The 25039-nt window shown below is 62.5% G+C and carries 21 protein-coding genes and 1 riboswitch; of the genes, 10 read left to right on the top strand and 11 right to left on the bottom strand.

What is annotated here, in order from left to right; genetic code table 11:
* Positions 1–3 precede the first annotated feature (3 nt).
* A riboswitch (TPP riboswitch) is annotated at positions 4–135 on the bottom strand.
* Positions 136–210: 75 nt separating this feature from the next.
* Together AC244_RS18780 and AC244_RS18775 are read right to left on the bottom strand one after the other, a co-directional pair.
* Positions 211–1575 carry a sigma-54-dependent transcriptional regulator gene (locus AC244_RS18780; RefSeq protein WP_053250338.1) on the bottom strand — a complete coding sequence of 455 codons (1365 nt, stop codon included), beginning with the start codon at positions 1573–1575 and terminating at the stop codon, positions 211–213.
* Positions 1576–1578: 3 nt separating this feature from the next.
* On the bottom strand, positions 1579–3447 hold the full coding sequence (locus AC244_RS18775; protein WP_053250337.1) for a sensor histidine kinase: 1869 nt from the start codon (positions 3445–3447) through the stop codon (positions 1579–1581).
* Between the two features lie 229 nt (positions 3448–3676).
* On the opposite strand from AC244_RS18775, the gene AC244_RS18770 reads away from it, so the two are divergent.
* A complete protein-coding gene (locus AC244_RS18770; RefSeq protein ID WP_053250336.1) occupies positions 3677–5002 on the top strand; it encodes a dicarboxylate/amino acid:cation symporter in 1326 nt (441 codons plus the stop codon).
* 139 nt (positions 5003–5141) lie between these two features.
* Here AC244_RS18770 and AC244_RS18765 read toward each other — a convergent pair whose 3' ends face one another.
* Positions 5142–5861 carry a helix-turn-helix transcriptional regulator gene (locus AC244_RS18765; RefSeq protein ID WP_053250335.1) on the bottom strand — a complete coding sequence of 240 codons (720 nt, stop codon included), beginning with the start codon at positions 5859–5861 and terminating at the stop codon, positions 5142–5144.
* A gap of 75 nt (positions 5862–5936) precedes the next feature.
* Between AC244_RS18765 and AC244_RS18760 the strand changes: the two genes are divergently transcribed.
* Positions 5937–6548 carry a glutathione S-transferase family protein gene (locus tag AC244_RS18760; protein WP_053250334.1) on the top strand — a complete coding sequence of 204 codons (612 nt, stop codon included), beginning with the start codon at positions 5937–5939 and terminating at the stop codon, positions 6546–6548.
* A gap of 108 nt (positions 6549–6656) precedes the next feature.
* Here AC244_RS18760 and AC244_RS18755 read toward each other — a convergent pair whose 3' ends face one another.
* The 4 genes from AC244_RS18755 to AC244_RS18740 form a co-directional block, all read right to left on the bottom strand.
* Positions 6657–7541, bottom strand: a complete 885-nt coding sequence (locus tag AC244_RS18755; RefSeq protein WP_053250333.1) for an aldose 1-epimerase — start codon at positions 7539–7541, stop codon at positions 6657–6659.
* Between the two features lie 7 nt (positions 7542–7548).
* On the bottom strand, positions 7549–8499 hold the full coding sequence (gene araH, locus AC244_RS18750) for an L-arabinose ABC transporter permease AraH (protein WP_053250369.1): 951 nt from the start codon (positions 8497–8499) through the stop codon (positions 7549–7551).
* Positions 8500–8501: 2 nt separating this feature from the next.
* Positions 8502–10028, bottom strand: a complete 1527-nt coding sequence (araG, locus tag AC244_RS18745; RefSeq protein ID WP_053250332.1) for an L-arabinose ABC transporter ATP-binding protein AraG — start codon at positions 10026–10028, stop codon at positions 8502–8504.
* Between the two features lie 70 nt (positions 10029–10098).
* Positions 10099–11082: an arabinose ABC transporter substrate-binding protein gene (locus AC244_RS18740; RefSeq protein WP_053250331.1), complete on the bottom strand. Its 984-nt coding sequence runs from the start codon at positions 11080–11082 to the stop codon at positions 10099–10101.
* Positions 11083–11280: 198 nt separating this feature from the next.
* On the opposite strand from AC244_RS18740, the gene AC244_RS18735 reads away from it, so the two are divergent.
* The 6 genes from AC244_RS18735 to AC244_RS18710 all read left to right on the top strand — a co-directional run bounded on the left by AC244_RS18735 (position 11281) and on the right by AC244_RS18710 (position 17836).
* On the top strand, positions 11281–12042 hold the full coding sequence (locus tag AC244_RS18735) for a FadR/GntR family transcriptional regulator (RefSeq protein ID WP_053250330.1): 762 nt from the start codon (positions 11281–11283) through the stop codon (positions 12040–12042).
* Positions 12043–12114: 72 nt separating this feature from the next.
* Entirely contained in the window at positions 12115–13263 is a 1149-nt protein-coding gene (gene dgoD / locus AC244_RS18730; protein ID WP_053250329.1) for a galactonate dehydratase, read from the top strand.
* A 38-nt stretch (positions 13264–13301) separates the two neighbouring features.
* On the top strand, positions 13302–14078 hold the full coding sequence (locus tag AC244_RS18725; protein ID WP_053250328.1) for an SDR family oxidoreductase: 777 nt from the start codon (positions 13302–13304) through the stop codon (positions 14076–14078).
* 296 nt (positions 14079–14374) lie between these two features.
* Positions 14375–16090, top strand: coding sequence for an IlvD/Edd family dehydratase (locus AC244_RS18720; RefSeq protein ID WP_053250327.1), 1716 nt, complete (start codon positions 14375–14377; stop codon positions 16088–16090).
* Positions 16091–16102: 12 nt separating this feature from the next.
* Positions 16103–17011, top strand: coding sequence for a dihydrodipicolinate synthase family protein (locus tag AC244_RS18715; RefSeq protein ID WP_053250326.1), 909 nt, complete (start codon positions 16103–16105; stop codon positions 17009–17011).
* Between the two features lie 114 nt (positions 17012–17125).
* Positions 17126–17836 carry a FadR/GntR family transcriptional regulator gene (locus AC244_RS18710; RefSeq protein WP_053250325.1) on the top strand — a complete coding sequence of 237 codons (711 nt, stop codon included), beginning with the start codon at positions 17126–17128 and terminating at the stop codon, positions 17834–17836.
* 18 nt (positions 17837–17854) lie between these two features.
* Here the strand turns inward: AC244_RS18710 and AC244_RS18705 are convergent, their stop codons facing one another.
* The 4 genes from AC244_RS18705 to AC244_RS18690 all read right to left on the bottom strand — a co-directional run bounded on the left by AC244_RS18705 (position 17855) and on the right by AC244_RS18690 (position 23426).
* Positions 17855–18355, bottom strand: coding sequence for a hypothetical protein (locus tag AC244_RS18705; RefSeq protein ID WP_053250324.1), 501 nt, complete (start codon positions 18353–18355; stop codon positions 17855–17857).
* A gap of 227 nt (positions 18356–18582) precedes the next feature.
* The gene (locus tag AC244_RS18700) at positions 18583–19518 is read right to left on the bottom strand and encodes a response regulator (protein ID WP_053250323.1); all 936 of its coding nucleotides are present in this window, start codon (positions 19516–19518) and stop codon (positions 18583–18585) included.
* Positions 19496–22882, bottom strand: coding sequence for an ATP-binding protein (locus AC244_RS18695; protein ID WP_053250322.1), 3387 nt, complete (start codon positions 22880–22882; stop codon positions 19496–19498). Before AC244_RS18695 ends, AC244_RS18700 begins: the two co-directional genes overlap by 23 nt.
* 112 nt (positions 22883–22994) lie before the next feature.
* Positions 22995–23426, bottom strand: coding sequence for an OsmC family protein (locus AC244_RS18690; protein WP_053250321.1), 432 nt, complete (start codon positions 23424–23426; stop codon positions 22995–22997).
* 72 nt (positions 23427–23498) lie between these two features.
* On the opposite strand from AC244_RS18690, the gene AC244_RS36565 reads away from it, so the two are divergent.
* Together AC244_RS36565 and AC244_RS18680 are read left to right on the top strand one after the other, a co-directional pair.
* Positions 23499–23792, top strand: a complete 294-nt coding sequence (locus AC244_RS36565; protein WP_152976013.1) for a hypothetical protein — start codon at positions 23499–23501, stop codon at positions 23790–23792.
* Positions 23793–24181: 389 nt separating this feature from the next.
* Positions 24182–24811, top strand: coding sequence for a glutathione S-transferase family protein (locus AC244_RS18680; RefSeq protein WP_053250319.1), 630 nt, complete (start codon positions 24182–24184; stop codon positions 24809–24811).
* Positions 24812–25039 lie beyond the last annotated feature (228 nt).

The raw sequence follows: 25039 nt of genomic DNA, 5'->3' as shown, positions 1-25039 counted from the left end.
GTGGCGTCGATGTCTGCACCGTCCCTACGCCAGTATGAACTGGATCAGGTTCAACGGGTCACTGCGCCTCGGTCGGCAAAGCCGATCCGCCCAGCAGTATCTCAGCCCCTTGACGGGACTCCCCTGGTGAATGCTGAGAGATAGCCATCGATCCGGATGCGCAGTCAAGCGTTAATCCGAAGGTGGTGCGTCCGGCCTGTTGATCGCCTGCTAGCGGCCTGGCTTTTCGGCAGATGTCCGGTCGGCATAATCCGCCCGGTTGATGTTGTGCCGCTGCAGCTTGTCGTAGAAGGTCTTGCGCGGAATGCCCAGCGCCTCGATCGTCGCCTTGACGTCGCCGCGCTGCGCCCGCAGCGCTTCTTTTAGTATTTCCGCCTCGTAGCGCTCGAGCCGTTCGGGCAGGGTGGCACCGGTTGGCGCAGCGGCGGCGGTCGGCTGTCCGAGCGACCCTTCGACGCCAAGGGCGACACGCTCGGCAAAATGCGAGAGTTCGCGCACATTGCCGGGCCAGGAATGGGACATCAGATAGTGGTGCACCGCGGGCGAAACCGGCGGCACGTCGCGCTTGAAGCGCTCGGCCGCACGTGTCAGGAAATGCGAAAAGAGGAGCGGGATGTCGTCCCGGCGCTCGCGCAGCGGCGGGATCGACAGCGTGACGACGTTCAGCCGGAAATAGAGATCCTCGCGAAAGTCGCCTCGCTGGGCCGGATCACCGAGATCGATCTTGGCGGCGGCGATCACGCGGATATCGACAGGGCGCACGACATTGGTGCCGAGCGGTGTGATTTCGCGGGCTTCGAGCACACGCAGCATCTTGACCTGCGTTGCCGGCGGCATCGCCTCAATCTCGTCGAGGAAAAGCGTGCCGCCGCTTGCATGCTCGATACGGCCGACGCGCTTCTTCAAGGCGCCGGTAAAGGCGCCCGGCTCGTGGCCGAAAAGCTCGCTTTCGATCACAGTTTCCGGCAATGCGCCGCAGTTGAGCGCCACGAAGTTGCCATTGCGGCGCCGGCTCCAATTGTGGAGCAGCGTCGCCACCACCTCCTTGCCGCTGCCGGTTTCGCCGGCAACCAGCACGTCAACGTCGGTGTCGGCGATATGCCGCAAGGTCTGGCGCAGCCGTTCCATGACAGGGGTCTGGCCAATCAGCGGCAGGCTTTCGCCGGCGACTTCCGCTGCGCGTTTCAGCGCGCGGTTTTCTATCACCAGTCGGCGCTTTTCCAAGGCGCGGCGCGCGCTTTGCACAAGACGGTCGGCGGCAAAAGGTTTGGGAATGAAGTCGTACACGCCGTCCTGCATGGCCTGAACGGCCATCGGGATATCGCCGTGGCCGGTCACGAGAATGACGGGAAGGTCGGGATCGAAGTCGGCGACGCGGCGAAACAGCGTCAGGCCGTCGATCCCCGGCATGCGGATATCGCTGATGACGATGCCGTCGAAATCCGGGCTGAGGAGTGCGAGCGCTTCCGCCGCGCCGGGAAAGGCGGAGACGATGAGGCCGGCAAGCTCCAGCGTCTGCTTCATTGCTTTCCTGAGGTCGGTGTCGTCGTCGACGAGGCATACGGATTGCTGCATCGCTCAGGCCCTCTTCAGACGCACGGTGAAGACGGTGCCCTCTGGGCTGGTCTTGACCTCGATGTCGCCGCCATAGTCGACGACGATTTCCTTGGAGATGGCAAGGCCGAGACCGAGGCCCTCATCCTTGGAGGTGTTGAATGGGGTGAACAGATCCTCGAGGATATCGGGCCGGATGCCCGGGCCGTTGTCAGCGACGAACAGGAAAACGGTGTCGGAGGCGCCGACCTCGCAACGCACGCGGATCTCCGCGTCTGCCCGTTCGCCGAGGGCTTCCAGGGCATTCTGCAGCAGATTGATCAGCACCTGTTCAAGCCGGATACGGTTGCCGAGCACGCAGAGCCCGTTATCAGGCAGATCGATGACGATCGCGTCCATGCGGCCGGCAAAGCGGCTGCGCAGTAGCATTCGTGCGCCTTCGATCACCTCTCGCACGGCCGTCGGCTCGGCGACGAATCGTCCCTTGCGCGCAAAGCTGCGCAACTCGTCGGTGATGGCGCCGACCCGTTCAGTCAGCGCGGCGATGCTTTCGAGGTTTTCGACCGCGGTTTCCTGCTGGCCGCGATCGAGGAAGGTGCGGGCATTGTCGGCATAGGCGCGGATGGTTGCGACCGGCTGGTTGATCTCATGGGCGACGCCGGCGGCCACCTGGCCGAGGATCGCCAGCCGGTTGGCCTGGACCAGTTCCTGCTGCACCGCCTGCAGCTTTTCGCCGGTGCGCTGGTGGTCGGCGATTTCGGTTTCGAGGTGATCGCGCGCCAGGCTCAGGTCGTGCGTGCGCTCGGTGACGCGTCGCTCCAGTTCGTCGCGCGCGGCGCGCTCGTTCGCCGCGACCAGCGTCAGCGCCTGGCGCCGGCGAAGGAGGAATGCGGCAAGCGCCAAAAGCGGCACGATGACGGCCAGCGCCAGTAGCCGTGCCTCGCGGGTCGCCGCACCAAGGGCTGCGTCAAGCGGGGCCAATTGCTCCAGCCGCCAACTGGTCGAGGGAACCATGGTCTCGACCCTGAGGTATTGCTTCTCGCTGCTGCCGGGCAGAAGTGCTGACAGCACGCTCGACCCATCGCTCGTCGGTTCGATACGGCGGAACGGCAGTGGCAGCAGCGAAGCATCGCCGAACTGCAGGCTGTCACGGATGGCGGCGAGGCGGTCTCCGGGGATGTTGCGAGTGGTCATGAAGCGCCAGGAGGGGAAGCTGGTGATCAATACGATGCCGCGCCGGTCGGTGACATAGACCGGCTTGCCGGAGGCAAGCCAATCGGCCTCGACACCGTCGAATTCGAGTTTTGCGACCACGACACCGATCGGACCGTTGGTGCCGTCGACGCGCCTGGAGATGTAAAGACCCGGCCGCTTGCTGACGGTGCCCATGGCAAAATGTTCGGCCTTGCCGTCGCGCATCGCCATCCGGAAGTATTCGCGGAAAGCGTAGTCATTGCCGACGAAGCTGGTCGGCTCGCGCCAGTTGCTGGCAGCAATCGCCAGGCCGTCGAGGCCGATCGCGTAGATCACCGCCGCATCCGTATTGGCGGCCAGCGCCTCGAGCTTTTGATTGAGCCGCTGCAACGGCTGGTCGCCACCTCTCTCGAGCGCGGCTTTCACCTCGACGTCGTCGGCCAGCACCAGGGGCAGCGCGCGCTGTCGCTCCAGCACCGCTCTCAGCAGCGACGCCTTGAGGTTGGCATCGATGCGGCTTTGGATATCGACAGATTCGAGCGCCTTCTTTCGCCCATATTCGCCGGCGACAAAAAGCCCCGCTACCAGCAGCCCCAACGCGACCGCGGCAAAAATCAGCCAGGCGCGGCGCATCTGCCGGTCAAGATCCGCTGGATCGATGGGGGTAGGGGCGGGCATGGACATGGCGGAATTGTGCATTATTCCGCCCAAATTTCCAGATGGCCTGTGCGGATATCCGCTCAAATATTCGTGCGCATGATCCGGAGTCCCGAAAAATGTTCCGGTATTTCAACGACCTGATCAGTCGTGCTGCAAACTGGCACGCCCATTGCAAATGACATCCTCATGACAGCCCGAGCTGTCGCGCTTCGGAAATATGGCCCGGGAGGCCCGGCATGACGCCGGACTGGGCCGAGTGGAGGATATCATGATTATCGACCAATCCGCGGAACCGCGCGGCAAGACATCTTTCTATCGTCATCTCTACGTCCAGGTTCTGGCGGCCATTGCCGCGGGCATCCTGCTCGGACATTTTTATCCGGAAATCGGCACGCAGCTGAAGCCGCTCGGCGATGCCTTTATCCGGCTGGTGAAGATGATCATCGCTCCGGTCATCTTCCTGACGGTTGCCACCGGCATTGCCGGCATGACCGATCTTGCCAAGGTCGGGCGGGTCGCCGGCAAGGCGATGATCTACTTCCTAACCTTCTCGACGCTCGCGCTCATCATCGGCCTGATCGTGGCCAATGTGGTGCAGCCGGGTGCCGGCATGCACATCGATCCCGCTTCGCTCGACGTCAAGGCGGTCACCTCCTACGCCGAAAAGGCGCATGAGCAGTCGATCACCGGCTTCCTGATGAACATCATCCCGACCACGCTCGTCGGCGCCTTTGCCGAAGGCGATATCCTGCAGGTGCTGTTCATCTCCGTGCTCTTCGGTCTGGCGCTTGCCATGGTCGGCAAGAAGGCGGAGCCCGTCGTCGATTTCCTGCACGCGCTGACGCTGCCGATCTTCAAGCTGGTCGCGATCCTGATGAAGGCCGCCCCGATCGGTGCTTTCGGCGCCATGGCCTTCACCATCGGCAAGTACGGCGTCGCCTCGATCGCCAACCTGGCGATGCTGATCGGCACCTTCTACTTGACGTCTTTCCTCTTCGTCTTCCTGGTTCTCGGCGCCGTTGCCCGTTACAACGGCTTCTCGATCATCGCGCTGATCCGCTACATCAAGGAAGAGCTGCTGCTGGTGCTCGGCACGTCCTCCTCGGAAGCAGCCCTGCCGGGCCTGATGAGCAAGATGGAAAAGGCCGGTTGCAAGCGCTCGGTTGTGGGCCTCGTCATTCCGACCGGCTATTCCTTCAACCTCGACGGCACCAACATCTACATGACGCTGGCCGCGCTGTTCATCGCCCAAGCGATGGACATTCCGCTGTCGCTCGGCGATCAGGTGCTGCTGCTGCTGGTGGCGATGCTGAGCTCCAAGGGCGCCGCCGGCATCACCGGCGCAGGTTTTATCACGCTCGCGGCCACGCTCTCAGTCGTTCCGGCGGTGCCGGTCGCCGGCATGGCGCTGATCCTCGGCATCGACCGCTTCATGTCGGAATGCCGGGCGCTGACCAACTTTGTCGGCAATGCCGTTGCGACCATCGTGGTTGCGAAGTGGGAAGGCGAACTGGACGAGACCCAACTGGCCGCAACCCTTGGCGGCCGGGCACTGCCGGAAAGCCCGGTTCAGGGTCTCCAGCCAGCCGAATAAAGCTGCCTCCCAGGGCAAGACCGCATCTTGATGCGACGGGGCACGGTCCACTTCTCGGTGGGCCGCGCCCTTTCTTGCGACTGGCTACAGCTCTCGTTCAGACTAGCTCCGTTTGTTTCATCGAACGGATGAGGCGAGCTTACCGCCGCGCGGCATATTGCGCCGTTGCGTCCTCTGCCCCCGCGTTCAACTGGGCGATGAATTCCCGAAGCATGGGAACCCGACGTGGACGGAAGCTTTCGTCCATCAATTCGAGGCTGGCGATGCGATCGATCCTGAACTTGCGATATCCCTGCCTCAGGTAGCACCAGGCCAAAAGCACGAGCACACGCTCGAGGTAGACAATGCCGAGCGGCAGAAGGCGCCTCTCCGTGTGCCGGTGCTCCGCATCGACATAGTCTATGACGATTGCCCGTTCCTGCCAGCAGGCTTCGCGAAGCAGGCCGACGTCGATATCGGGCGCGGACCTTTGTTCGAAACGGTGAACCTGCGAGACCGCATGGATAGTCTGCTGTTGCAGCCGATCGGGCAGGGTGGCGGTTATTTTCGAGAGCACGGCTTCGGCGGCTCGCGCAAGCTCGGGTTCGCCCATGTGGCGAACTTCGGCCATGCCCAGCACGAGGGCTTCGATTTCAAGACGCGTGAAGGTCTGGGGTGGAAGGGCGATGTCTTCGGTGAGGCGATAGCCAAAACCGCGCTCGCCATCGATGACAGCACCGGCTGCGCGCAGGCTGTCGATGTCGCGGTAGAGCGAGCGTAGCGACACGCCGGTTTCCTCGGCCAGCCGCGCGGCAGTCACGGGCGGCGGCAGGCTACGAAGGGCCTGGAGAAGACGAAACAAACGATCGCTGCGCGCCATGAGCCTACTGACGAAAATTGACAGTTGGGTCGGTTTATAAGGAGAGCAGACAGAAACCGCAATCGAGGTATTTCAATGTTGACGCTCTATCACGCCCCGCGCTCCCGCTCTTCGCGCATCATCACTCTGCTTCGCGAACTGGATGCGCTCGACAAGGTGAACATCGTCATCGTCGACATTACCCGCGGCGACGGCAGCGGTGCCAAGGACCCGAAAAACCCGCACCCGGAAGGCAAGGTGCCGCTGCTCGTGCATGACGGCGTCGTCATTTGGGAAAGCATCGCCATCATCCAGTACCTGACCGATCTGTTCCCGGCCAGGAAACTGGCGCCGGTTGCCGGCGATCCCAAGCGAGGCCGTTATCTGAGCTGGCTTGCCTGGTATGCGGGCGTGGTTGAGCCGGTGCTGATCATCGAAGCGGCGGGGATCTCGCATCCCTATCTGCAGTCCACGTTCCGCAGTTCCGCCGAAATGGCGCGTCAACTGGCGACGGCGCTGGAAGCAAGTCCCTATCTGATGGGCGACGAGTTCTCGGCTGCCGACCTGCTGCTCTATTCGCCGTTTGCATGGTTCCCGGAAGCAGCGCCTGATGTGCCTGCCGTCAAGGCCTGGATCGAGCGCTGCGCTGCGCGACCATCGGTGCAATGGGCGGCGGAATTCGACGCGTCGGCACGGGTTGCCGCATAGACGCGAAATCGCTCTGAACGACAATCCATCAAAGCACCGCGCGTCGGATATGACGCGCGGTGCTTTGATGTTTGAGTTGGCCGAACGACCTGCGCCACTCCGTTCTGGTCAACGCCCTTCCGAGAGCAGGCGCGGCGACAGCGTCATTGTGCCGACGAGGCTTTGGCCATGTTCAAGAATGGAAAGACCGCCAAAGCCTGGAAGGTGATGGCCATTCGGCAGATGCGTCATCGGCTCGAAACAGAAAAGATCGGCGTCTTCAGGTGCGTAGAGCATGAAGTGGCGAAAGGGCGGCTGAGCTTCGATCTCAAGGCAGAGGTCGTGTTCCTGCCACTCGATGAGCGCCTTGCCATCCCACCCCTCATAGGCGTTGTTCAGCCATTGGCGTGGTACGAGATTGCCCCGTTCAAAATCAAGCGCATCCGGTATCGGCCCGGGCTGGTCGGGCAGGTGACCCGCTCTCTCCGTCCAGAAGCGACCGGCCTTCGCGATCAGCCGTGTGCCGGCGGTTTTTGGAAAGAAGGGATGGTGACCGAGGCCCATGGGTAAAGCGAAGGCCGACCTATTGGTGACCGAAAGGGTGACAGTCAGGCGACCGCCTTCAACGCTGAAATGCTGAAGGGCTTCATAGGCATAGGGACTAGGCGGGATCGCGTCGTGCACGTAGCGCAGGCACGCTTCGGTTTCGTTGTGCGAGACGACCTGCCAGCTCGCTAACCAACCGTCGCCATGCAGATAAAACGGATCGCCAGCATTGGGAGCAAGGACGAAGCGATTGCCTGAGAAGGTGAAGGTGTTGCCCTCCAGCCGGTTGCCGAAGGGAACGAGTGGAAAGCTCGCCTCCGCCCCGTGGCGCAGCGAGGCGAGGCCGCCGGTCGGTGTGGGTTGAAAGATCGGGACGCCGCGATGGGAGCCGGACAGGATCGAGCCGCCGAAGCGGCTCAATTCGATCGAAAGCATCCCATTGTTAAGCTGCAGAACGTCCAGGGACATGCGGCAGCTACGCCCGGCGCCCGGCGGCGGACGAACGTAGGTTGTCGAGCAGCACGGCGAGCAGCAGGATCAGGCCGCGCACGACATACTGGTAGAAGGCCTGAATGTTGAGCAGGTTCATGACGTTTTCCGCGATGCCCATGATCAGCACGCCGACAATCACGCCGGTCATTGCCGCCCGTCCGCCGGCAAGGGACACGCCGCCGAGCACGCAAGCCGAGATCACTGAAAGCTCGAGGCCCGTGGCCGCGTTCGGCTGGCCCGAGGTGATGCGCGATGCCAGCAATACGCCGGCGACGGCGCAGACGAGACCCTGCAGCGCAAAGATCCAGATCCGCATGCGCGCAACGTCGACGCCGGCAAGCCGCGACGCTTCCGGATTGCCGCCGATCGCCAGCGTGTTCTTGCCGAAGACTGTGCGGTTCAACAGGAAGCCGAAGGCGACGAAGAACAGCGCCATGACCCAGATCGGTGTCGGGACACCGAGGAAGCGCGAAAGGGCCAGCTGGTAGAAGCTCGGATCGTTGATACCGACGGCGCGGCCGTCCGATGCGATCAGCGCCAGGCCGCGCACGATCTGCATCGTGGCAAGCGTCGTGATCAGCGCGTTGATGCGGAAGCGGGCGATGACGACGCCGTTGACCGTTCCGACGAGGCCCCCGCACACCAGGGCGGCGACAAGGCCGAGCAGGATCGAACCGGTCGCATTCGACGCCATGACGGCGACCATGCCGGAAAAGGCAACCGTCGAGCCGACCGAAAGATCGAAGTCGCGCGAGGCGAGGCAGAACATCATGGTGCAGGCGACGATGCCGATCGTCACGACCGACTGCAGCAGGCCGAGCATGTTTCGCTCGGTCAGGAAGTTGGGGACGGTCAGCGACACGATGACGAAGGCCAGCGCGAAGATGACGACGAGGCCCTGTTCGCCGAGAAGGAGTTTTTTCAAGGAGGTCATCGTCACCGTACCTGTGCGTGAGGAAGAGTGTTTAAGTTTTGAACGTCCGGCAGGGCGGCGGCGAGAATGCGTCGCTCGTCGAAATCCGCCCGTGGAATGTCGGCAGCGACGCGGCCCTCGCACATCACCATGATGCGGTCGGCGATGCCCATGACTTCGGGCAGTTCGCTGGAGATGACCACGATCGCCATGCCGTTCGCGGCCAGTTCGTAGAGGATTTCGTAGATTTCCGATTTGGCGCCGACATCGATGCCGCGTGTCGGCTCGTCGATCATCAGCACCTTGACGCCCTCTTCGGACAGCCAGCGGCCGAGGATCACCTTCTGCTGGTTGCCGCCCGAAAGATTGATGATGTCCTGGCGGCGCGATGGCGTACGCACGCGAAGTTTGGCGATGAATTTGTCGGCAAGCGCGCCCTCTTTCCCAGGGTTGATAAGGCCGAAGGGCGAGAAATGGCGACGCGAGGAGATCGTCATATTTTCCTCGATCGAGCGTCCCTGGACGATGCCGTCGAACTTGCGGTCTTCCGGGCAGAGCACGATGCCCGAGCGGATGGAATGCGGTGGGCTGTCGGCCTCAATGGTGGTGCCGTCCACCGATACCGTGCCGCCGCTGCGGGCATCGGCGCCATAGACGAGGCGGGCCATTTCGCTGCGGCAGGCGCCGATCAGGCCGAAGAAGCCGAGGATCTCGCCGCGCCGGACGGAGAAGCTCAAGGGGTGCCGAAGTTTCGCTCCCGAAATGCTTTCGACGCGCAGCCGCTCTTCACCGAGGCTGCGCCCGCGCCAGCCCCAGATGTTGGCGATCTCGCGCCCGACCATTTCGGAAATGATCTGGTCGCGTGTCACCTTCGAGATATCGGGATGATGGGCGGCAAGTTTTCCATCGCGCAGTACCGTCAGGCTGTCGCAGAGGCGGAAGATCTCGTCGAGGCGGTGGGAGACATAAAGGATGACGGTGCCGTTGGCGCGCAGGCGGTCGATGAGGGCAAAGAGGATTTCGCTTTCGCGCGAGGATAGCGACGACGTCGGCTCATCGAGAGCGATCACGCGCGCATCGAGCATCACCGCCTTGGCGATTTCCACCATCTGCCGTTCGCCGATCGAAAGCGAGGCGACCTTGACGGCCGGATCGACCTCGATGCCGATCTCGGAAAGCTTCCGGGAAACAACCTCGGTCAGCTGCCGGCGATCGATAACGCCGGCCTTGCCCGGAAAGCGCCCGAGCCAGAGGTTTTCCGCGACCGTCAGTTCCGGGACAAGCTGCAATTCCTGGTGGATGACGATGACGCCGGCATGGAAGGCATCGCGGACCGAGCGGTAGTGCTGCTGTTCTCCGTCGATCAGGATTTCGCCGGTGTCTGCGGACTGGTCGCCGGAGAGGACGCGGATCAGCGTCGACTTGCCGGCGCCGTTTTCGCCCATCAGCCCGTGTACTGCGCCTTTTCTGACCGAGAACGAGACGTTCGACAGTGCCTGGACGCCGGGATAACCCTTGGAGATGGATCGGAATTCAAGGAAGTCTTGCATCTGCGACGCTCCGGGCATGGGGCGCCCGGCGGTGTCAAGCCGCCGGGCTCAAGGTCATCGAAGGCGACGATTATTCGATGCCGAGGTCTTTGCGCACCGCCTCGTAGGTATCACGCAGGGCGACCTGGCCCGCCGTCAGCGTCAGCTTTCCCGGCTCCTTGGCGTTGGCGACCCACTCATACATGTTGAGCGCGGTCTCATAGCCGTGACGCTTCGGCGAGATGATCACGGTACCGAAGAAGCCAGTTGCGGCGGGCTTCTTGAACTCGTTGATGGCCGAGTCCGCGCCGCCGATGCCGACGCCGATCATGCTGTCGGCGGCAATGCCGACGGTTTCGGTCGCGCGCACGGCACCAAGGACCGCCTCGTCATTGAGGCCGACGGCAACCCACTTCTTGATGCCGGCATTCTTGTTGAGAACGACGGTCGAGGCGTTGAGTGCGGCTTCGGTATCGGTTTTTGCCTGCGGTGCGTCGAAGATGTTTGCTTCCGGGAAGCCGTTTGCCTTCAGTACCGAGAGCGCGCCTTCGACGCGGTCGACGGCCGTCGGCAGCTGGTCGTAGGAAACGCGGATCGCACCGACGTCCTTCATGTCCCAACCACGCTTCTTGATCTCGTCGACGATCGACTGACCGACGGCTTCGCCGATCTTGGTGGCGGAGATGCCCATATGCGGCACGTCTTCGATCGGGCTGCCATCGGCGTTGACGAGGCGGTCGTCGACCGTCATCAACTTGAGATCGTTCGCGGCTGCCTTGGCGATGATGCCTGGGCCGAGCTTGACGTCAGGCGTGCAGATGATGAAGCCCTGTGCGCCCTGGGCGCCGAGGTTGTCGATCGCCGACTGGACCTTCTCGCCGTCTTCCGCGCCGATCTTGACCAGCGTGAAGCCCTTTTCCTTGGCGGCGACGTCGGCGAACTTCCATTCATCCTGGAACCACGGTTCCTCGGGCTGCTTGACGATGAAGCCGATCTTGACGTCGGCAGCGAAGGCCGAGGTTGCGGTGAATACGGCGACGGTGCCAGCCAAGATGGCGGCCTTGAAGAAGCGCATGATTTCTCTCCCTGGTGAACTGCCTCCTGCAGTTCTCATTTGTGTATGATGAATCATCATATCCGTCAATTGCCTTTGTATGATGATTGCGGTAGTGATGTATAACTATTGCCGAAGCGCGTCCCTGATCCCTGTCGCGAGGGAAGGTGATCTGGGGTAAAAGCGTCGGCGGAACTGAAGGGATGGGTGGAGATGGAGATGGAAGGACAGGAGCCGCAGGGCGCGGCAGGGGAGCAGGTGCAACGCCGGCCGCGTGTCCAGAAGAACGTGACGCGGACCATCGCCTCCGACATCTGCGCCGATATCTTTCCGGTCGGCTCCTATCTGCCGCGGGAAAACGATCTCTGCGAGCGTTACGGCGTCAGCCGGACGGTTATCCGGGAATCGCTGAAGATCCTCGAATCGAAGGGCATGGTGCGTGGCCGTTCGCGTGTCGGCACCATCGTTTGCGGCAAGGATGAGTGGAACATCCTGGATGCCCAGGTGCTTGAGTGGATCGGCGAACGCATCTTCGAATTCGACCTGTTGAACTGCATCCTGGAAGCACGCCGGGCGATCGAACCGGTTGCCGCCGAATTCGCCGCCGAGCGTGCGACCGTCCAGGAAATCGCTGATCTCGAACGTGCCTGGCAGGCAATGCGTGACGGCGAGCGCGATATTGCCGGCTTCACCGATGCCGACGTTGCCTTCCACACCTGCCTGCTCAAGGCCAGCCATAACCAGGTCTTCCTGCAGCTCGTCGGCATCATCCAGGCGGCGCTCAAGTTTTCGCTGCATGCCTCCAACGAAGCCGCCGAGCGGCGCGACGAGGCTGTCGACATCCATCGTGAACTGGTCGAGGCACTGCGCATGCGCGACAAGGCGGCTGCGCGCGACTGCTCGACGCGCATGCTGGATCTCGCCGCACGCGACCTGGCGACCGCGGTCAAGCAGCACCGCCCCGTGAAATCCACTTTCTAACGTTCCCGATCGCGATCCGCCTGCCGCGGTTGATCGCGACAACTCATCGCCACCGAACCTGGACATCAGCCCATGAAAATCACCAAGCTCACCACCTATATCGTTCCGCCGCGCTGGCTGTTTCTCAAGGTGGAGACCGACGAAGGCATCGTCGGTTGGGGTGAGCCTGTCGTCGAAGGACGGGCGCTCACGGTCGAAGCAGCGGTGCATGAGCTTTCCGACTACCTCGTCGGCAAGGATCCGTTCCTGATCGAGGACCACTGGAACGTGATGTACCGCGGCGGTTTCTACCGCGGCGGCGCCATTCACATGAGCGCGCTTGCCGGCATCGACCAGGCGCTTTGGGACATCAAGGGCAAGGCGCTGGGCCAGCCCGTACACTCCCTGCTTGGCGGACAGTGCCGCGACAAGATCAAGGTCTATTCCTGGATCGGCGGCGACCGCCCGAGCGATGTCGCCCGCAACGCCAAAGACGTGGTGGCGCGCGGGTTCAAGGCGATCAAGCTCAACGGCTGCGAGGAACTGCAGATCGTCGACACCAACGAGAAGATCGACAAGGCGGTAGAGACCATCGGCATCATCCGCGACGCGATCGGCCCGAACATCGGCATTGGCGTCGACTTCCATGGACGGGTGCACCGGCCGATGGCCAAGGTACTCGCCAAGGAGCTCGAGCAGTTCAAGCTGATGTTCATCGAGGAGCCGGTGCTTTCGGAAAACCGCGAGGCGCTTAAGGAAATCGCCAACCATTGCTCGACGCCGATCGCGCTCGGCGAGCGGCTCTATTCGCGCTGGGACTTCAAGTCGGTGCTTGCGGACGGCTATGTCGACATCATCCAGCCCGACCTTTCCCATGCCGGCGGCATCACCGAATGCCGCAAGATCGCTGCCATGGCCGAGGCCTATGACGTGGCGCTGGCGCCCCATTGCCCACTTGGCCCGATTGCGCTTGCCGCCTGCCTGCAGATCGACGCCGTGAGCTACAACGCCTTCATCCAGGAGCAGAGCCTCGGCATTCACTACAACGAGGCCAACGACATTCTCGACTACATCTCCAACAAGGACGTCTTCCACTATGAGGACGGCTTCGTCTCGATCCCACAAGGCCCCGGTCTCGGCGTCGAGGTCGACGAGGCCTATGTCATCGAACGCGCCAAGCAAGGCCATCGCTGGCGCAATCCGATCTGGCGCCATGAGGACGGCAGCGTCGCCGAGTGGTGACGGCTGCGCGGGATCATCGGCTGAGGGAGGCGGAAAATATGAGCAAGCGGCTTGCTGGAAAGCGCATCGTCATCACGGGGGCAGCCCAGGGCATTGGTCTCGCCATGGCCGAGGTATTCCTGAAGGAGGGGGCGAGCCTCTTTCTGATCGATCGCGACGGGCCGCTGCTCGACAGGGAGGCGACTAGGCTCAAGGCCGAGGGCGGCACAGTTGCATCGACGACGGCCGACATCACCGATGCCGATGCAATCGCCGAAGCCATCCGTCAGGCTGAATCGACGATCGGCCGCCCGAACGCGCTCGTCAACAATGCTGGCATCAACGTATTTTCAGAGCCGCTGGCATTGAGCGATGCCGACTGGCAGCGCTGTTTCGACGTCAATCTCAAAGGTGCGTGGAATTGCAGCCGCGCCGTGCTTCCCGGCATGATCGAGGAGGGCGGCGGCGTCATCCTCAACATTGCCTCGACGCACGCCTTCACCATCATCCCGCATACGTTTCCCTATCCCGTGGCGAAACATGCGCTTCTCGGCATGACCAAGTCGCTTGGCATCGAATATGCCTCCCGAGGCATCCGGGTGAATGCCCTTGCGCCGGGTTACGTGCTGACGCAGAAGGCTGTCGAATACTGGAACAGCTTTCCGGACCCGGTCGCCGCCGAGGCGGAAACGATGAAGCTGCACCCCGGCGGACGGATCGCCACGGCTGATGAAATCGCCCGCGCTGCGCTCTTCCTGGTATCCGACGAATGCACCTTCATCAACGCGACGTGCCTGACTGTCGACGGTGGGCTGAGCGTTTTGCATCATCCCTAAGCTAAGCCACGTGGCTTGGCCTCAATAGCAATTCGCCGTGCACCGCCGTGGCGGGTGTTGCCGCGTTCGCCAATTCGTGCGCGACGCGGTAGCACGCTGCGCCGTACCGCGACGTTTCGCCTCCTGATCCAGCGCCCTCATTCGGTCTACCGCTTGTGCCGCCCGGCTCCCGCAAGCGTGCGTAAGCCCTGGCAGTTTGCGTGGGCTTGACACTTGACCGTGAATAACTCCGATTATATGAGAAATGAAAAGCGCCTGGAGGCCGACGAATGGCAGGTGCGTAGGGAGGGCCGGACGTGTCGAGAAAACTGAGATCACAGCATTGGTTCGGAGGGTTCGACAAGGATGCCTTCATTCATCGCAGCTGGATGAAGAACAACGGTCTGCCGGACGACGCCTTCGACGGCCGCCCTGTCATCGGCATCTGCAATACCTTCTCCGAACTCACGCCGTGCAACGCCCACTTTCGTGGCTTGGTCGAACATATCAAGGCCGGCGTGCTGGAGGCGGGCGGCCTGCCTCTGGAATTTCCAGTGTTTTCCTGCGGCGAGTCCAACTTGCGTCCGACCGCCATGCTCTTTCGCAACCTCGCCTCCATGGATGTGGAAGAGGCCATACGCGGCAACCCGATCGACGGTGTCGTGCTGATGGCCGGCTGCGACAAGACCACGCCATCCCTCGTCATGGGGGCGGCATCCTGCGATCTTCCGGCGATCGTCGTTTCGGGCGGGCCGATGCTGAACGGCCGCCTGAAGGGCAGGACGATCGGCTCGGGCACGGATGTCTGGAAATTCTCTGAGGATGTCCGCGCCGGTGTCATGACCCCTGCCGAATTCATGGCCGCGGAAAGCGCCATGTCGCGTTCGCCAGGTCACTGCATGACCATGGGCACCGCCTCGACCATGGCGTCGATGGCAGAAGCCTTGGGACTGGCTCTGCCCGGCAACGCGGCTTACCCCGCAGTCGATGCACACCGCGCCCGCCTGGCGCAGCTTTCCGGCAGGCGGATCGTCGCGATGGTCGCCGAGGACTTGCGCCCGTCGCATATCCTGACGCGCGCGGCTTTCGCCAACGCCATTCGCGTCAATGGCGCCATTGGCGGCTCGACCAATGCCGTCGTTCATCTGCTGGCGATTGCCGGGCGGGTGGGAACCGAACTGACGCTCGAGGATTGGGACCGATTTGGCCGGGGCATTCCGACGATCCTCAATCTCATGCCCTCCGGCACCTTCCTGATGGAGGACTTCTGCTATGCCGGCGGCCTTCCCGCCGTCATGAAGGAAATCGCCGACCTGCTCGATCTCGACAACCCGACGGTGGCCGGCAAAAGCGTCGGCGCAAACATTGCTGCCGCGGAGAACTACAACACCGATGTCATCCTGCCGCGCGCCGTGGCGTTGACGCAGCAGGGCGGCATTGCCGTTCTGAAGGGCAATCTCGCGCCTCAGGGGGCGATACTGAAACCGTCTGCGGCAACGCCGGCCTTGATGCAGCATCGCGGCCGCGCAGTGGTCTTCGAAACGATCGATCACTACAAGCAGCGCATCGACGATGCCGACCTCGATATCGACGAGACCTCCGTCATGGTTCTGAAGAACTGCGGCCCCAAGGGTTATCCGGGTATGGCCGAGGTCGGCAACATGGCGCTGCCGCAGAAGCTCTTGAAGAAGGGCGTGCGCGACATGGTGCGCATCTCCGACGCCCGCATGTCGGGGACGGCCTTTGGCACCGTCGTGCTGCATGTCGCGCCGGAGGCTGCGGTCGGCGGTGCGCTGGCGTTGGTCAGGGAAGGCGACTGGATCGAGCTCGACGTGGCCGGGCGCCGGCTGCACCTCGACGTCGACGAGGCGGAGCTGACGCGTCGGCGGCAGGAATGGGCGCCGCCGGCGATCGCCATGCCTGGCGGCTATCAGGGCCTTTATGTCGAGCGCGTGATGCAGGCCGATCGCGGCGCCGATCTCGACTTCCTTGTCGGCTGTCGCGGGCACGCCGTGCCGCGCGAGAGCCATTGAGGAGGAGCGACGATGTCCCGTTTCGATCCCGTCGGCCTGCATGGCATCCACGCCATACTTTACGCGCTGTTTGATGGAAACGAAAAGCTCGACCGCGAGGCCATGCGGCGGCAGACGGAAGTCTGCCTCGTTGCCGGTGTGCATGGCATGGCAGCCCTTGGCCTTGCGACCGAGGCCTCGAAGCTGAGCGAGGCCGAACGCATGGCGGTCATGGAATGGCTGGTCGAGGACACCGCCGGTCGCGTACCGGTGGCGCTGACCATCATCGGCCCATCGGTCGAAGAGCAGGTGCGCCAGGCCCGCCATGCCGTTGAGGTCGGCGCTGACTGGCTGATCCTGCAGCCGCCGATCGTCGGCCAGTTCTCGGCACAGGAATATATCCGCTTCTTCGGCCGCGTCGCCGATGCGATCGATGTGCCCGTCGCAATCCAGAATGCGCCCGCCTTCATGGGCAGAGGGCTGACGGCGATCGACATTGCCGAACTCGTCCGCCAGCATCCGAATATTACCCTCATCAAGGGCGAGGGGCCGGTGGTCGATATTGCTGCGTTGATCGAGCTTACCGAAGGCCGATTACCGGTCTTCAACGGCCGTGCCGGCCTTGAACTGATCGACAATCTGCGCGCCGGATGCCGCGGCTTCATCCTCGCGCCCGATTGCATCGATCATGCGGTGAAGGCCTATGAATTCTATCGCGACGGCTGGGACGAGGAGGCGGAAGCGGCCTATCGCGACATGTTGCCGGCGGTGGTGTTCACCATGCAGGGGATCGAGAACCTGATGTGCTACGGCAAACGTCTCTTCGGCGAACGCGCCGGCCTGCCCGTCTTCGATCGCGCGCCTGCGCTGCGCCCGACCGAGACCGGATTGGCGATGGTTCGGCGTTTCGCGGGCGAGCTTGGCCGTCTCGGCGAAGAGTAGGCGCCACCGCCAGCTTGATGCTGGCCTAGCCAGGTTGGGGCGCCGCAATAGCTATGGTAGCAAGGTGTCGAATCGCGCCAGGATGTGCGCCGGGATTGCGGAAACGGACGGCTGATGACGACATTTACGATCGGTGATCGCGGCTTACCCGCGCAGATCGCGGCGGAGATCGGACGCAGGATCGCGCTCGGCGAACTCAAACCCGGCGACATCCTGCCAAAGGAATCCGAGATGCTGGGCAATTTGCGCGTCAGCCGGACGACCTTGCGCGAGGCGCTGAAGATCCTCTCGACCAAGGGTTTTATCGAAGCCAAGCCCCGCCTGGGCACCCGCGTCCGGGCTCCGGAGCATTGGAACACGCTCGATCCGGTGGTGCTTTCCTGGCATGAGGGTGCGGACGACCAGCAGCAATTGGCCGAAGAACTGTTCGAAATCCGCTTGGCGATCGAGCCGATGGCAGCGGACCTTGCTGCCCGCCGCGGGTCGGTGGACGAACTCGTGCGCATCCGCGCGGCTTACGCTCGCATGACCGAAGACCACGCGACGGTTTCTGCCGCCATCGAAGCCGACATCGAATTCCACCTGGAGATCATCCAGGCGGCGCACAACCGCTTTCTCCTGCCGGTCTCATCGGTGATCCGCACCGCGCTGACGATCAGTATTCCAAGGACGCTCAGGACGTTTGGCGGACTGCAGCACTCCTTGAAGATGCACGAAGCGATCGTCGAAGCCATTGAAGCACGCGATCCGGCAACGGCAGCGACCGCGGCGGAAACGCTGTTGAACGCGACCTACCAGCGAAATTTTTCCTCGGCGCAGCCTTAGCCGCGGCCAATCACCGCGTCACTTGCGGTGCAGGTTGATCTCGCTGGTGACGACCTTGTCGCCGGATGCCGGGTCGACGTCGACCGTGGTCAGTCGCATCCCGTTCACCCCCACCTTCTGCAGCGTCAGCTTGGCGCTGCGGTCGCCGTTGACTTCCTTTGCCCAGCGAATGGTAAGGTTGATGGCGTTGCCGCGGCGGTTGCCGCTCAGGCCCGCCCGTCCTCCACGCGGCCCGACGTAGGATCCGCTGTATTTCGACCCGCTGAACCGGAGCTTGGCGTCGATGGTGCGTGAAATCAGGATCAGGCCGCGGCACACGCCTTCCATCGACAGCGCCAGCCCTTCTGACTGAGAATCGAAGTTGCAGGAGACGTTGATCGGCGACATGTGGGCGCGGATCCTGACCGTTCCTCCGCCCGTCCAACTGCCCTGCAGCGACTTCAGGAACGCGCCTTCATCCGCTTGCGCGCCCCCGGCGAGCGATGTCGTCGCGGCGGCAAGCACTAGCCATCGCAGCATGTCGCAACCCTCCGTTCAGAGTCCGCGATGGTACACCAGGAAAGGTCGGGATCACCAGAGGCAAGGCGAACCCGATCGCTCTCCGGTTTTTCAGACGCTTACACGGCCCTTATCGAGCGCCAGGCGGACGCGATGAAGGCCGGCAGCAACGGAGGTCCGAAAGGGTGGGCGGCGACATAGCATCGCCGGCGCCTGTTTCTTCCCAGAAACGGCAAGCTTGTCGCCGGCTATATCCCGTGCAGGACCTGTGTCGCCTTGACGGCGGCGGAAGCGCGGTTTTCGACGCCGAGCTTCACGTAGATCTGCTCGAGATGCTTGGTGACGGTGCGCGAGCTCAAGCCGAGGATCTCGCCGATGTCGCGGTTGGATTTCCCCTTGGCGATCCAGAGCAGCACTTCGGATTCGCGTTGGGTCAGTGCGAAATGCTGCCGCAGCATCTCGTCGTCGCTGCGTCGGCTTTCGGCCGTCAGCCGGAACAGGTATTCGTCGGCGCCGATCGCACCGAGAAACGAGATTTGCAGTCCGGACTGCCCGGGCTCTTCGAGCGTAAAACTGTTCTCCCGCCTGCCGCCGGCCCCGGTCTTGTCCAGCCAGGCGGCGATACGGTGTGCGATCGTCGCAAGGCCCTCGTCACTGCCGGTTGCGGCGTTGACGAGGCGGTTGGCCTGCGGTGTCGACCAGCGAACGCCGCCATCCGAGCGCACGGCAAGCAGATGGCGTCCGGCGGCGTCGAGTGCGACGCGCGCGCTTTGCGCGGAGCGGGCGTTGGAGAGGTGAACGCGGATGCGGGCCCTCAGCTCATCGATGTTGATCGGTTTCGTCAGGTAGTCGACCCCACCGGCCTCGAGCGCATGAACCACATGCTCGGTTTCCGTGAGCCCGGTCATGAACAGCACAGGCGTTTGGCCGACGGAGGGATTGGCCTTCAGTCTCAGACAGGTTTCGAAACCGTCCATGCCGGGCATGACCGCGTCCAGCAGAATGACGTCGGGCGTGATCCGCTCGGCAATCGATAGGGCGGCATGGCCCGAGGTGGCGATCAGCACGGAGAAGCCAGACTGCTCCAGCGCTTCGGTCAGGAAACCCAGCGCTTCGGGAGAATCGTCCACCAGCAGCACGATGTCGCGACGAGCGTAAGTCTCAACCACGGGTGACGGCTCCATTCTCCGCTTTCTCCTTCAAGAAGGCATCATAGCCCGAGAGGTCGAAGGCCTGGACATAGGCGCGGGCAGCCTCGACGAAGAGCTGGTGTTCCGGTTCCAGGGCGATCTCCGTGAGCTTGGCCTCGATGCCCCTGACGTAGCCGATCTCGCCGAGCCGGATTAACTCCTCGACATGGTGCCAGCCGGGCAGCGTCATCTCAGCCCTTCTTGCGTCTCTCGGCTCCTCGGACGCTTCGCCATCATGGATCCAGGTGAGGCCGAGCTGGATGGCGATCTTGTCTGCGAGCTGGCCGACGCCGAAGGGCTTGGCGAGCGTATCGTTGTGGCCGACATGGGCGCCGGTGGTCGAGCCGTCGCCGATATTGGCGGACAGCATGATGATCGGCGCCGTCTGGCCGCCTCGGCGCAGTCTGTCGACGAGTTCCCAACCGTTCATATCAGGCATGGAGATGTCGACCAGGAAGATGTCCGGCGCCAGCGCCTCAACCATCGCAAGGCATTGCTTGCCGCTTTCGGCCGCAAGCACGGTGAAGTCCATCGGTGTAAGAATTTCACGCATCAGGTCGCGGTGGTCGGCGTTGTCGTCGACGACCATGATCGTGCGCCGCGGGCCGAGATAGGATGTGATCCGGCGCACCGCCACCAGCGGCGCCGGCCGATCGACGGCGGAAAGCATCAGCCGGACCCTGAAGGTCGTGCCCTTGTTCGGCTCGCTGGTCACGGATATTTCGCCACCAAGCGTCTGGGTCAGCAATCGGGTGATGGTCAATCCGAGGCCCAAGCCCGGCATGCTGCCGAGGTGCTCCGCCTCGCCGCGCTGGAAGGGATCGAAGATGCGCGGCAGATCCTTCTCGGCAATGCCGCGGCCACTATCACTGATCGTGAACGTCGCGACCTGGCTGCGATAGTCGACGTCGAAGCGGATCTCGCCGCGTTCGGTGAACTTCAGGGCATTGGATAGAAGGTTGACGAGGATCTGGCGCAGCCGTTTTTCATCCGTCTTGACGTAGCGCGGCAAGGCGGGCGGGCGCCGATGTTCGAAGGCGATGCCTTTCGCCTGCGCCTGCGGGCGGAACATCTCGATGACCTGATCGAGGAAGTCGTGAATGTTGATCTCGTTTGAATAGATCTGCAGCTTGCCGGCCTCGATCTTCGAGATATCGAGAAGCCCGTCGATGAGGCCGGAGAGGTGGTCGGCGCTGCGCTTGATCACCTTGATCGCGCCCTGTCGCGCCGGCGGGATCGTTTCGTCGCGCTCAAGCACCTGCGCGTAACCGAGCACAGCGTTGAGCGGCGTGCGCAGCTCATGGCTGAGACCGACGACATAGCGGCTTTTGGCGCGATTGGCCGCCTCGGCGGTCTCCTTTGCCTGCTGCAGGGCCGCATCGGTCTTCTTGTGCGCGGCGATTTCTTTCAGGAGCAGCGTGTTCTGTCGCGATGATTCTTCCTCGGCAACGACGCGGCTGTCATGGGCGAGCACATAGAACCAACAGACGATACCGGCAAGCACGGCAAAGACAAAGAAGACGACTGCAATCGTTCGCTCTACGACGGTCGCCGTTTCCGGCGAGGCGTTGCCTGTCTGGTGCGCGATCATCGCCAGGATCAGACCTATGCCTGCGATCGAGAGCACCGCCGAAACGGCGTAACGACCGAGCCGTGTCGTGAGCTTGGCGGTCACCGTTTCAGGCAGAAGGACGTGCGCGACCGTTGCCACCTGCGCATTGAACCGCGCCTTCGGCTTGCACATGTCGTGGCAGCGGCTGTCGAGTGAACAGCAGAGCGAACAGATGGGGGCGGCATAGGCCGGACACCAGGCCATGTCCTCCGGCTCGAAGGGATGCTCGCAAATCGAGCAGGTGATCTCGCTCTCTCTGGCCCAGCTCTTTCTCGGCTTGCGGGCGAGGTAATATTTGCCGCCGGTCGCCCAGGCGATCAGCGGCGAGGCGATGAAGGCGACGATCAGGGCAATATAAGGTGCAAGCGATGCGGCAATGGTGCCGAAGGCGCCGAAATGCGCCGTCAGCGCGATCGTTGCCGAAAGCGCCATGGCGCCGAGGCCGACCGGGTTGATGTCGTAGAGATGCGCGCGCTTGAACTCGATCCCGGGCGGCGAGAGACCGAGCGGCTTGTTGACGAAGAGGTCGGCTGAAATGGTGCAGAGCCATGCCATGGCGATGATAGAGAAGACGCCGAGCGTTTCTTCGAGCAGCCGGTAGATGCCGAGCTCCATCAAGAGCAGTGCGATCGCCACGTTGAACACCAGCCAGACGACGCGACCGGGATGGCTGTGGGTGAGGCGCGAGAAGAAATTGGACCAGGCGAGCGACCCGGCATAGGCGTTCATGACGTTGATCTTCAACTGCGAGACGACGACGAAGGCGACCATCAAAAGGAGGGCGGCCGTCGCAGACGGGATCATGTAGCCGAAGGCGGTGTAGTACATCTGTGCCGGGTCGGCGGCCCGCGTCGACGGAACGCCGGAGGAAAGCGCCAGCACGACGAGAAAGGAGCCGGCCAAAAGCTTTGGCGCACCGACCAGCACCCAGCCGGAACCGGCCAGGAAGACGGCGACGCGATGACGCAGTTTACGCTGGCCGTCCGGCGGCAGAAAGCGCAGGAAGTCGACCTGCTCGCCGATCTGCGCCATCAGCGCGAAGATCACCGCGGAGGCGGCCCCGAACGCGATGAGGTCGAAGGGCGCGAGCGTGCCCGGCGGCCCGGACGCATGATGGATGCCGGCATAGGCGAGCCAGATGCCGACCTTCTCCCAGTCGGCAAAGGCGATGAAGACGAAGGGTAGGACGTTGAGCACGATCCAGAAGGGCTGGGTGATCAACTGGAACTTGCTGATGAGGCGCACGCCGTGGGTGACGAGCGGGATGACGACGACCGCGCTGACGATGTAGCCGACCCAAAGCGGTATGCCGAGCGCAAGCTCGAGCGCCCCCGACATGATCGAGGCTTCGATCGCAAAAAGGATGAAGGTGAAGCTGGCATAGATCAGCGAGGTCAGCGTCGAGCCGATGTAGCCGAAGCTTGCGCCACGGGTCAGAAGGTCGATATCGACGCCGTGGCGGATCGCGTAGCGGCTGATCGGCAGGCCGACCGTCAGGATCATCAGGCTGGCGATCAGGATGGCGACGATGGCGTTGGTCGTGCCGTAGGACATGGTGATGGCGCCGCCGATCGCCTCCAGCGCCAGGAACGAAATCGCGCCGATCGCGGTCTGCGAGATGCGCTCGGAGGAGAAGCGCCGCGCACTCTTGGCCGTGAAGCGCAGCGCATAGTCTTCAAGCGTCTGGTCGGCGACCCAGCGATTGTATTCTCGTCGAACGGGAATGATACGCTGGCGTGCCGCCATGTGGCCTCGTCATCTCTCGCATTGCCGGCAGACAACTGCCTATTTTCGCAGCATCGATATTCGGTGCGTGAAATTTATGCAGTGCGGAGATGGCGAAAGCAAGCTTGAAAGGTCACCCAATCACAGCGGTGGTGTCGACGACGGCAAAATCATGGGTAATCGTCGCGGACTTCGCGAGCATCGCCGACGCCGAGCAGTATTTTTCAAGCGACAGGGCGATCGCCCGCTCGACCTTTTTCTCCGCAAGGCCCCGCCCTTTCACCACGAAGTGCATATGGATCCGGGTAAAGACCCGCGGGTCCTCTTCTGCCCGCTCCGCGTCGAGCTCTACGGTGCAATCTTCGACCGGTTCGCGGCCCTTTTCGAGGATATGAACCACGTCGTAGGCCGAACAGCCGCCGGCGCCGATCAGCATCAACTCCATCGGGCTTGGGCCCGGCGTGCGCCCCTCCGGACCGGAAGCAGTTCCGAGGACGATCTTGTGACCGCTCCCGGATTCGCCGACGAATGTCCGCTCTTCAACCCACTTGATTCGTGCCTTCATGATCTTTCACCTGTGCTGAGATGCTCGTCGCGGCCGGTTGGCCGTCGAGGAGTCTCAATAGCCGGAAACATCATGCTGCGGCCAGACCGGCGCGTTGATTTCGACGTCATCGCCTTCGCGCAATTTCCACGCAACGCCGTGAACCCCGATTCACGCCGATCGCTGCTTCCTCTGTTAAGAGCAACGATGTTTGGCTCAATGCCTCCGCAAGCTATTGATTCTCTTTGCCTGTTCCGCCCTTCGGTGTTTTGGATTGGCTCGAAAGCAACCCAAAATGGCTCTGAATATGCCGCGACCAGCGATCAAGAAGCTGGAGAATGCAACACCACCTGCTCTCATGGCAGGCTTGGCGGCGAGATGAACTGATAATACGCCCACACGAGGACCAACCCCGCAATCACCGCGAGCCAAGTTAGGGCTTTCCGCTGCATTGGGCTGGCCGAGCGTGGCTCCTGCTTTGGTTTCCGTCGTTCAAACTTAATGATGTTGTCGTCGCTCATGTGGTCCTCTTGGTCGGCGGTGGCTTTCATAGCACATGAAAATCTCGCCGGCGAACCTGCGGGATCGAACGGGCTCAGCCGAAGTGCCTTGAAGGCGTAATCGCACGACTGTTCGTCTGGGCGTAGGCCTTGGTTCATGAGGGCTCGCGGTCTGGGTGTGTAGGTGCTATCGGTCACGAATGCGACGGACGCGCTTGCGTCCACGCTCGCAAGCGCGCGTATTCTGGCATCACCATAGCGTTGGGAGAAACTACCATGCCCGATTTCAAGCTGCACTGCTTTGCGCTTTCGGGAAACTCTTACAAGGTTGCACTGTTTTTCGCGCTCGCGGGCATCAAGTGGGAGAGTGTGCTCGTCGATTATTTCGAGGGCGAGACACGAAGCGAGGAGTGGCGACGCCGTATGAACGAACAGGGGGAAGCCCCCGTATTGGAGCACGCAGGAGCGAAGATCAGCCAGTCCGGAGTCATCCTCGATTATCTGGCCGAATTGACGGGAAAGTTTGGTCCGGAAACGGCCGACGAGCGGCGTGAAATCTTGCGGTGGATCCTGTTCGATAACCACAAGTTCACGAGCTACTACGCAACGCTACGGTTCATCTACGGTCTTCAGAAGTCGGGCGAAACGCCAGTGACTGCCTTTCTACGGCAGCGTGCAGTCGCAGCCTACAGCATTGTTGACGAGCATCTTAGGAGCCGACCGTTTATGGTTGGCGATCGCTTGACGATAGCGGACCTCTCTCTGTCCGGTTACGTGTTCATGCCTGAGGAAACGGGAATTGATCATAGTGCGTTCCCGGCGATCGCCGAGTGGAAGGACCGCATTCGAAACATGCCGGGTTGGCTTCATCCGTATGAGTTGATGCCTGGCCCGACGTCGATTTAGCGCAGGGCAGGCCACTCGGGCACCCCAAATCACGCGCTGATCATGTCAGTGGGGTTCAACTAAACGCTCTTGCATCACTTGGGTGCATATAGCCAGAACTGCGCCGCTCGCAAGCCACGGTTGAAATGGCGGTCGCGCAACACGTCGCGACCGATTAGTACATCGTAAGGAGCCAAGTGCTCGAGAAGTGCAAAGTCACGCGTAAACTCAACACCCTTGCATCAAGTT

It is taken from the genome of Ensifer adhaerens (genome assembly GCF_001270265.1).
GTDB lineage: Bacteria > Pseudomonadota > Alphaproteobacteria > Rhizobiales > Rhizobiaceae > Ensifer > Ensifer adhaerens_B.
Note: the sequence above shows the minus strand (reverse complement) of the source record. Positions and strands in the feature narration are given on the sequence as shown.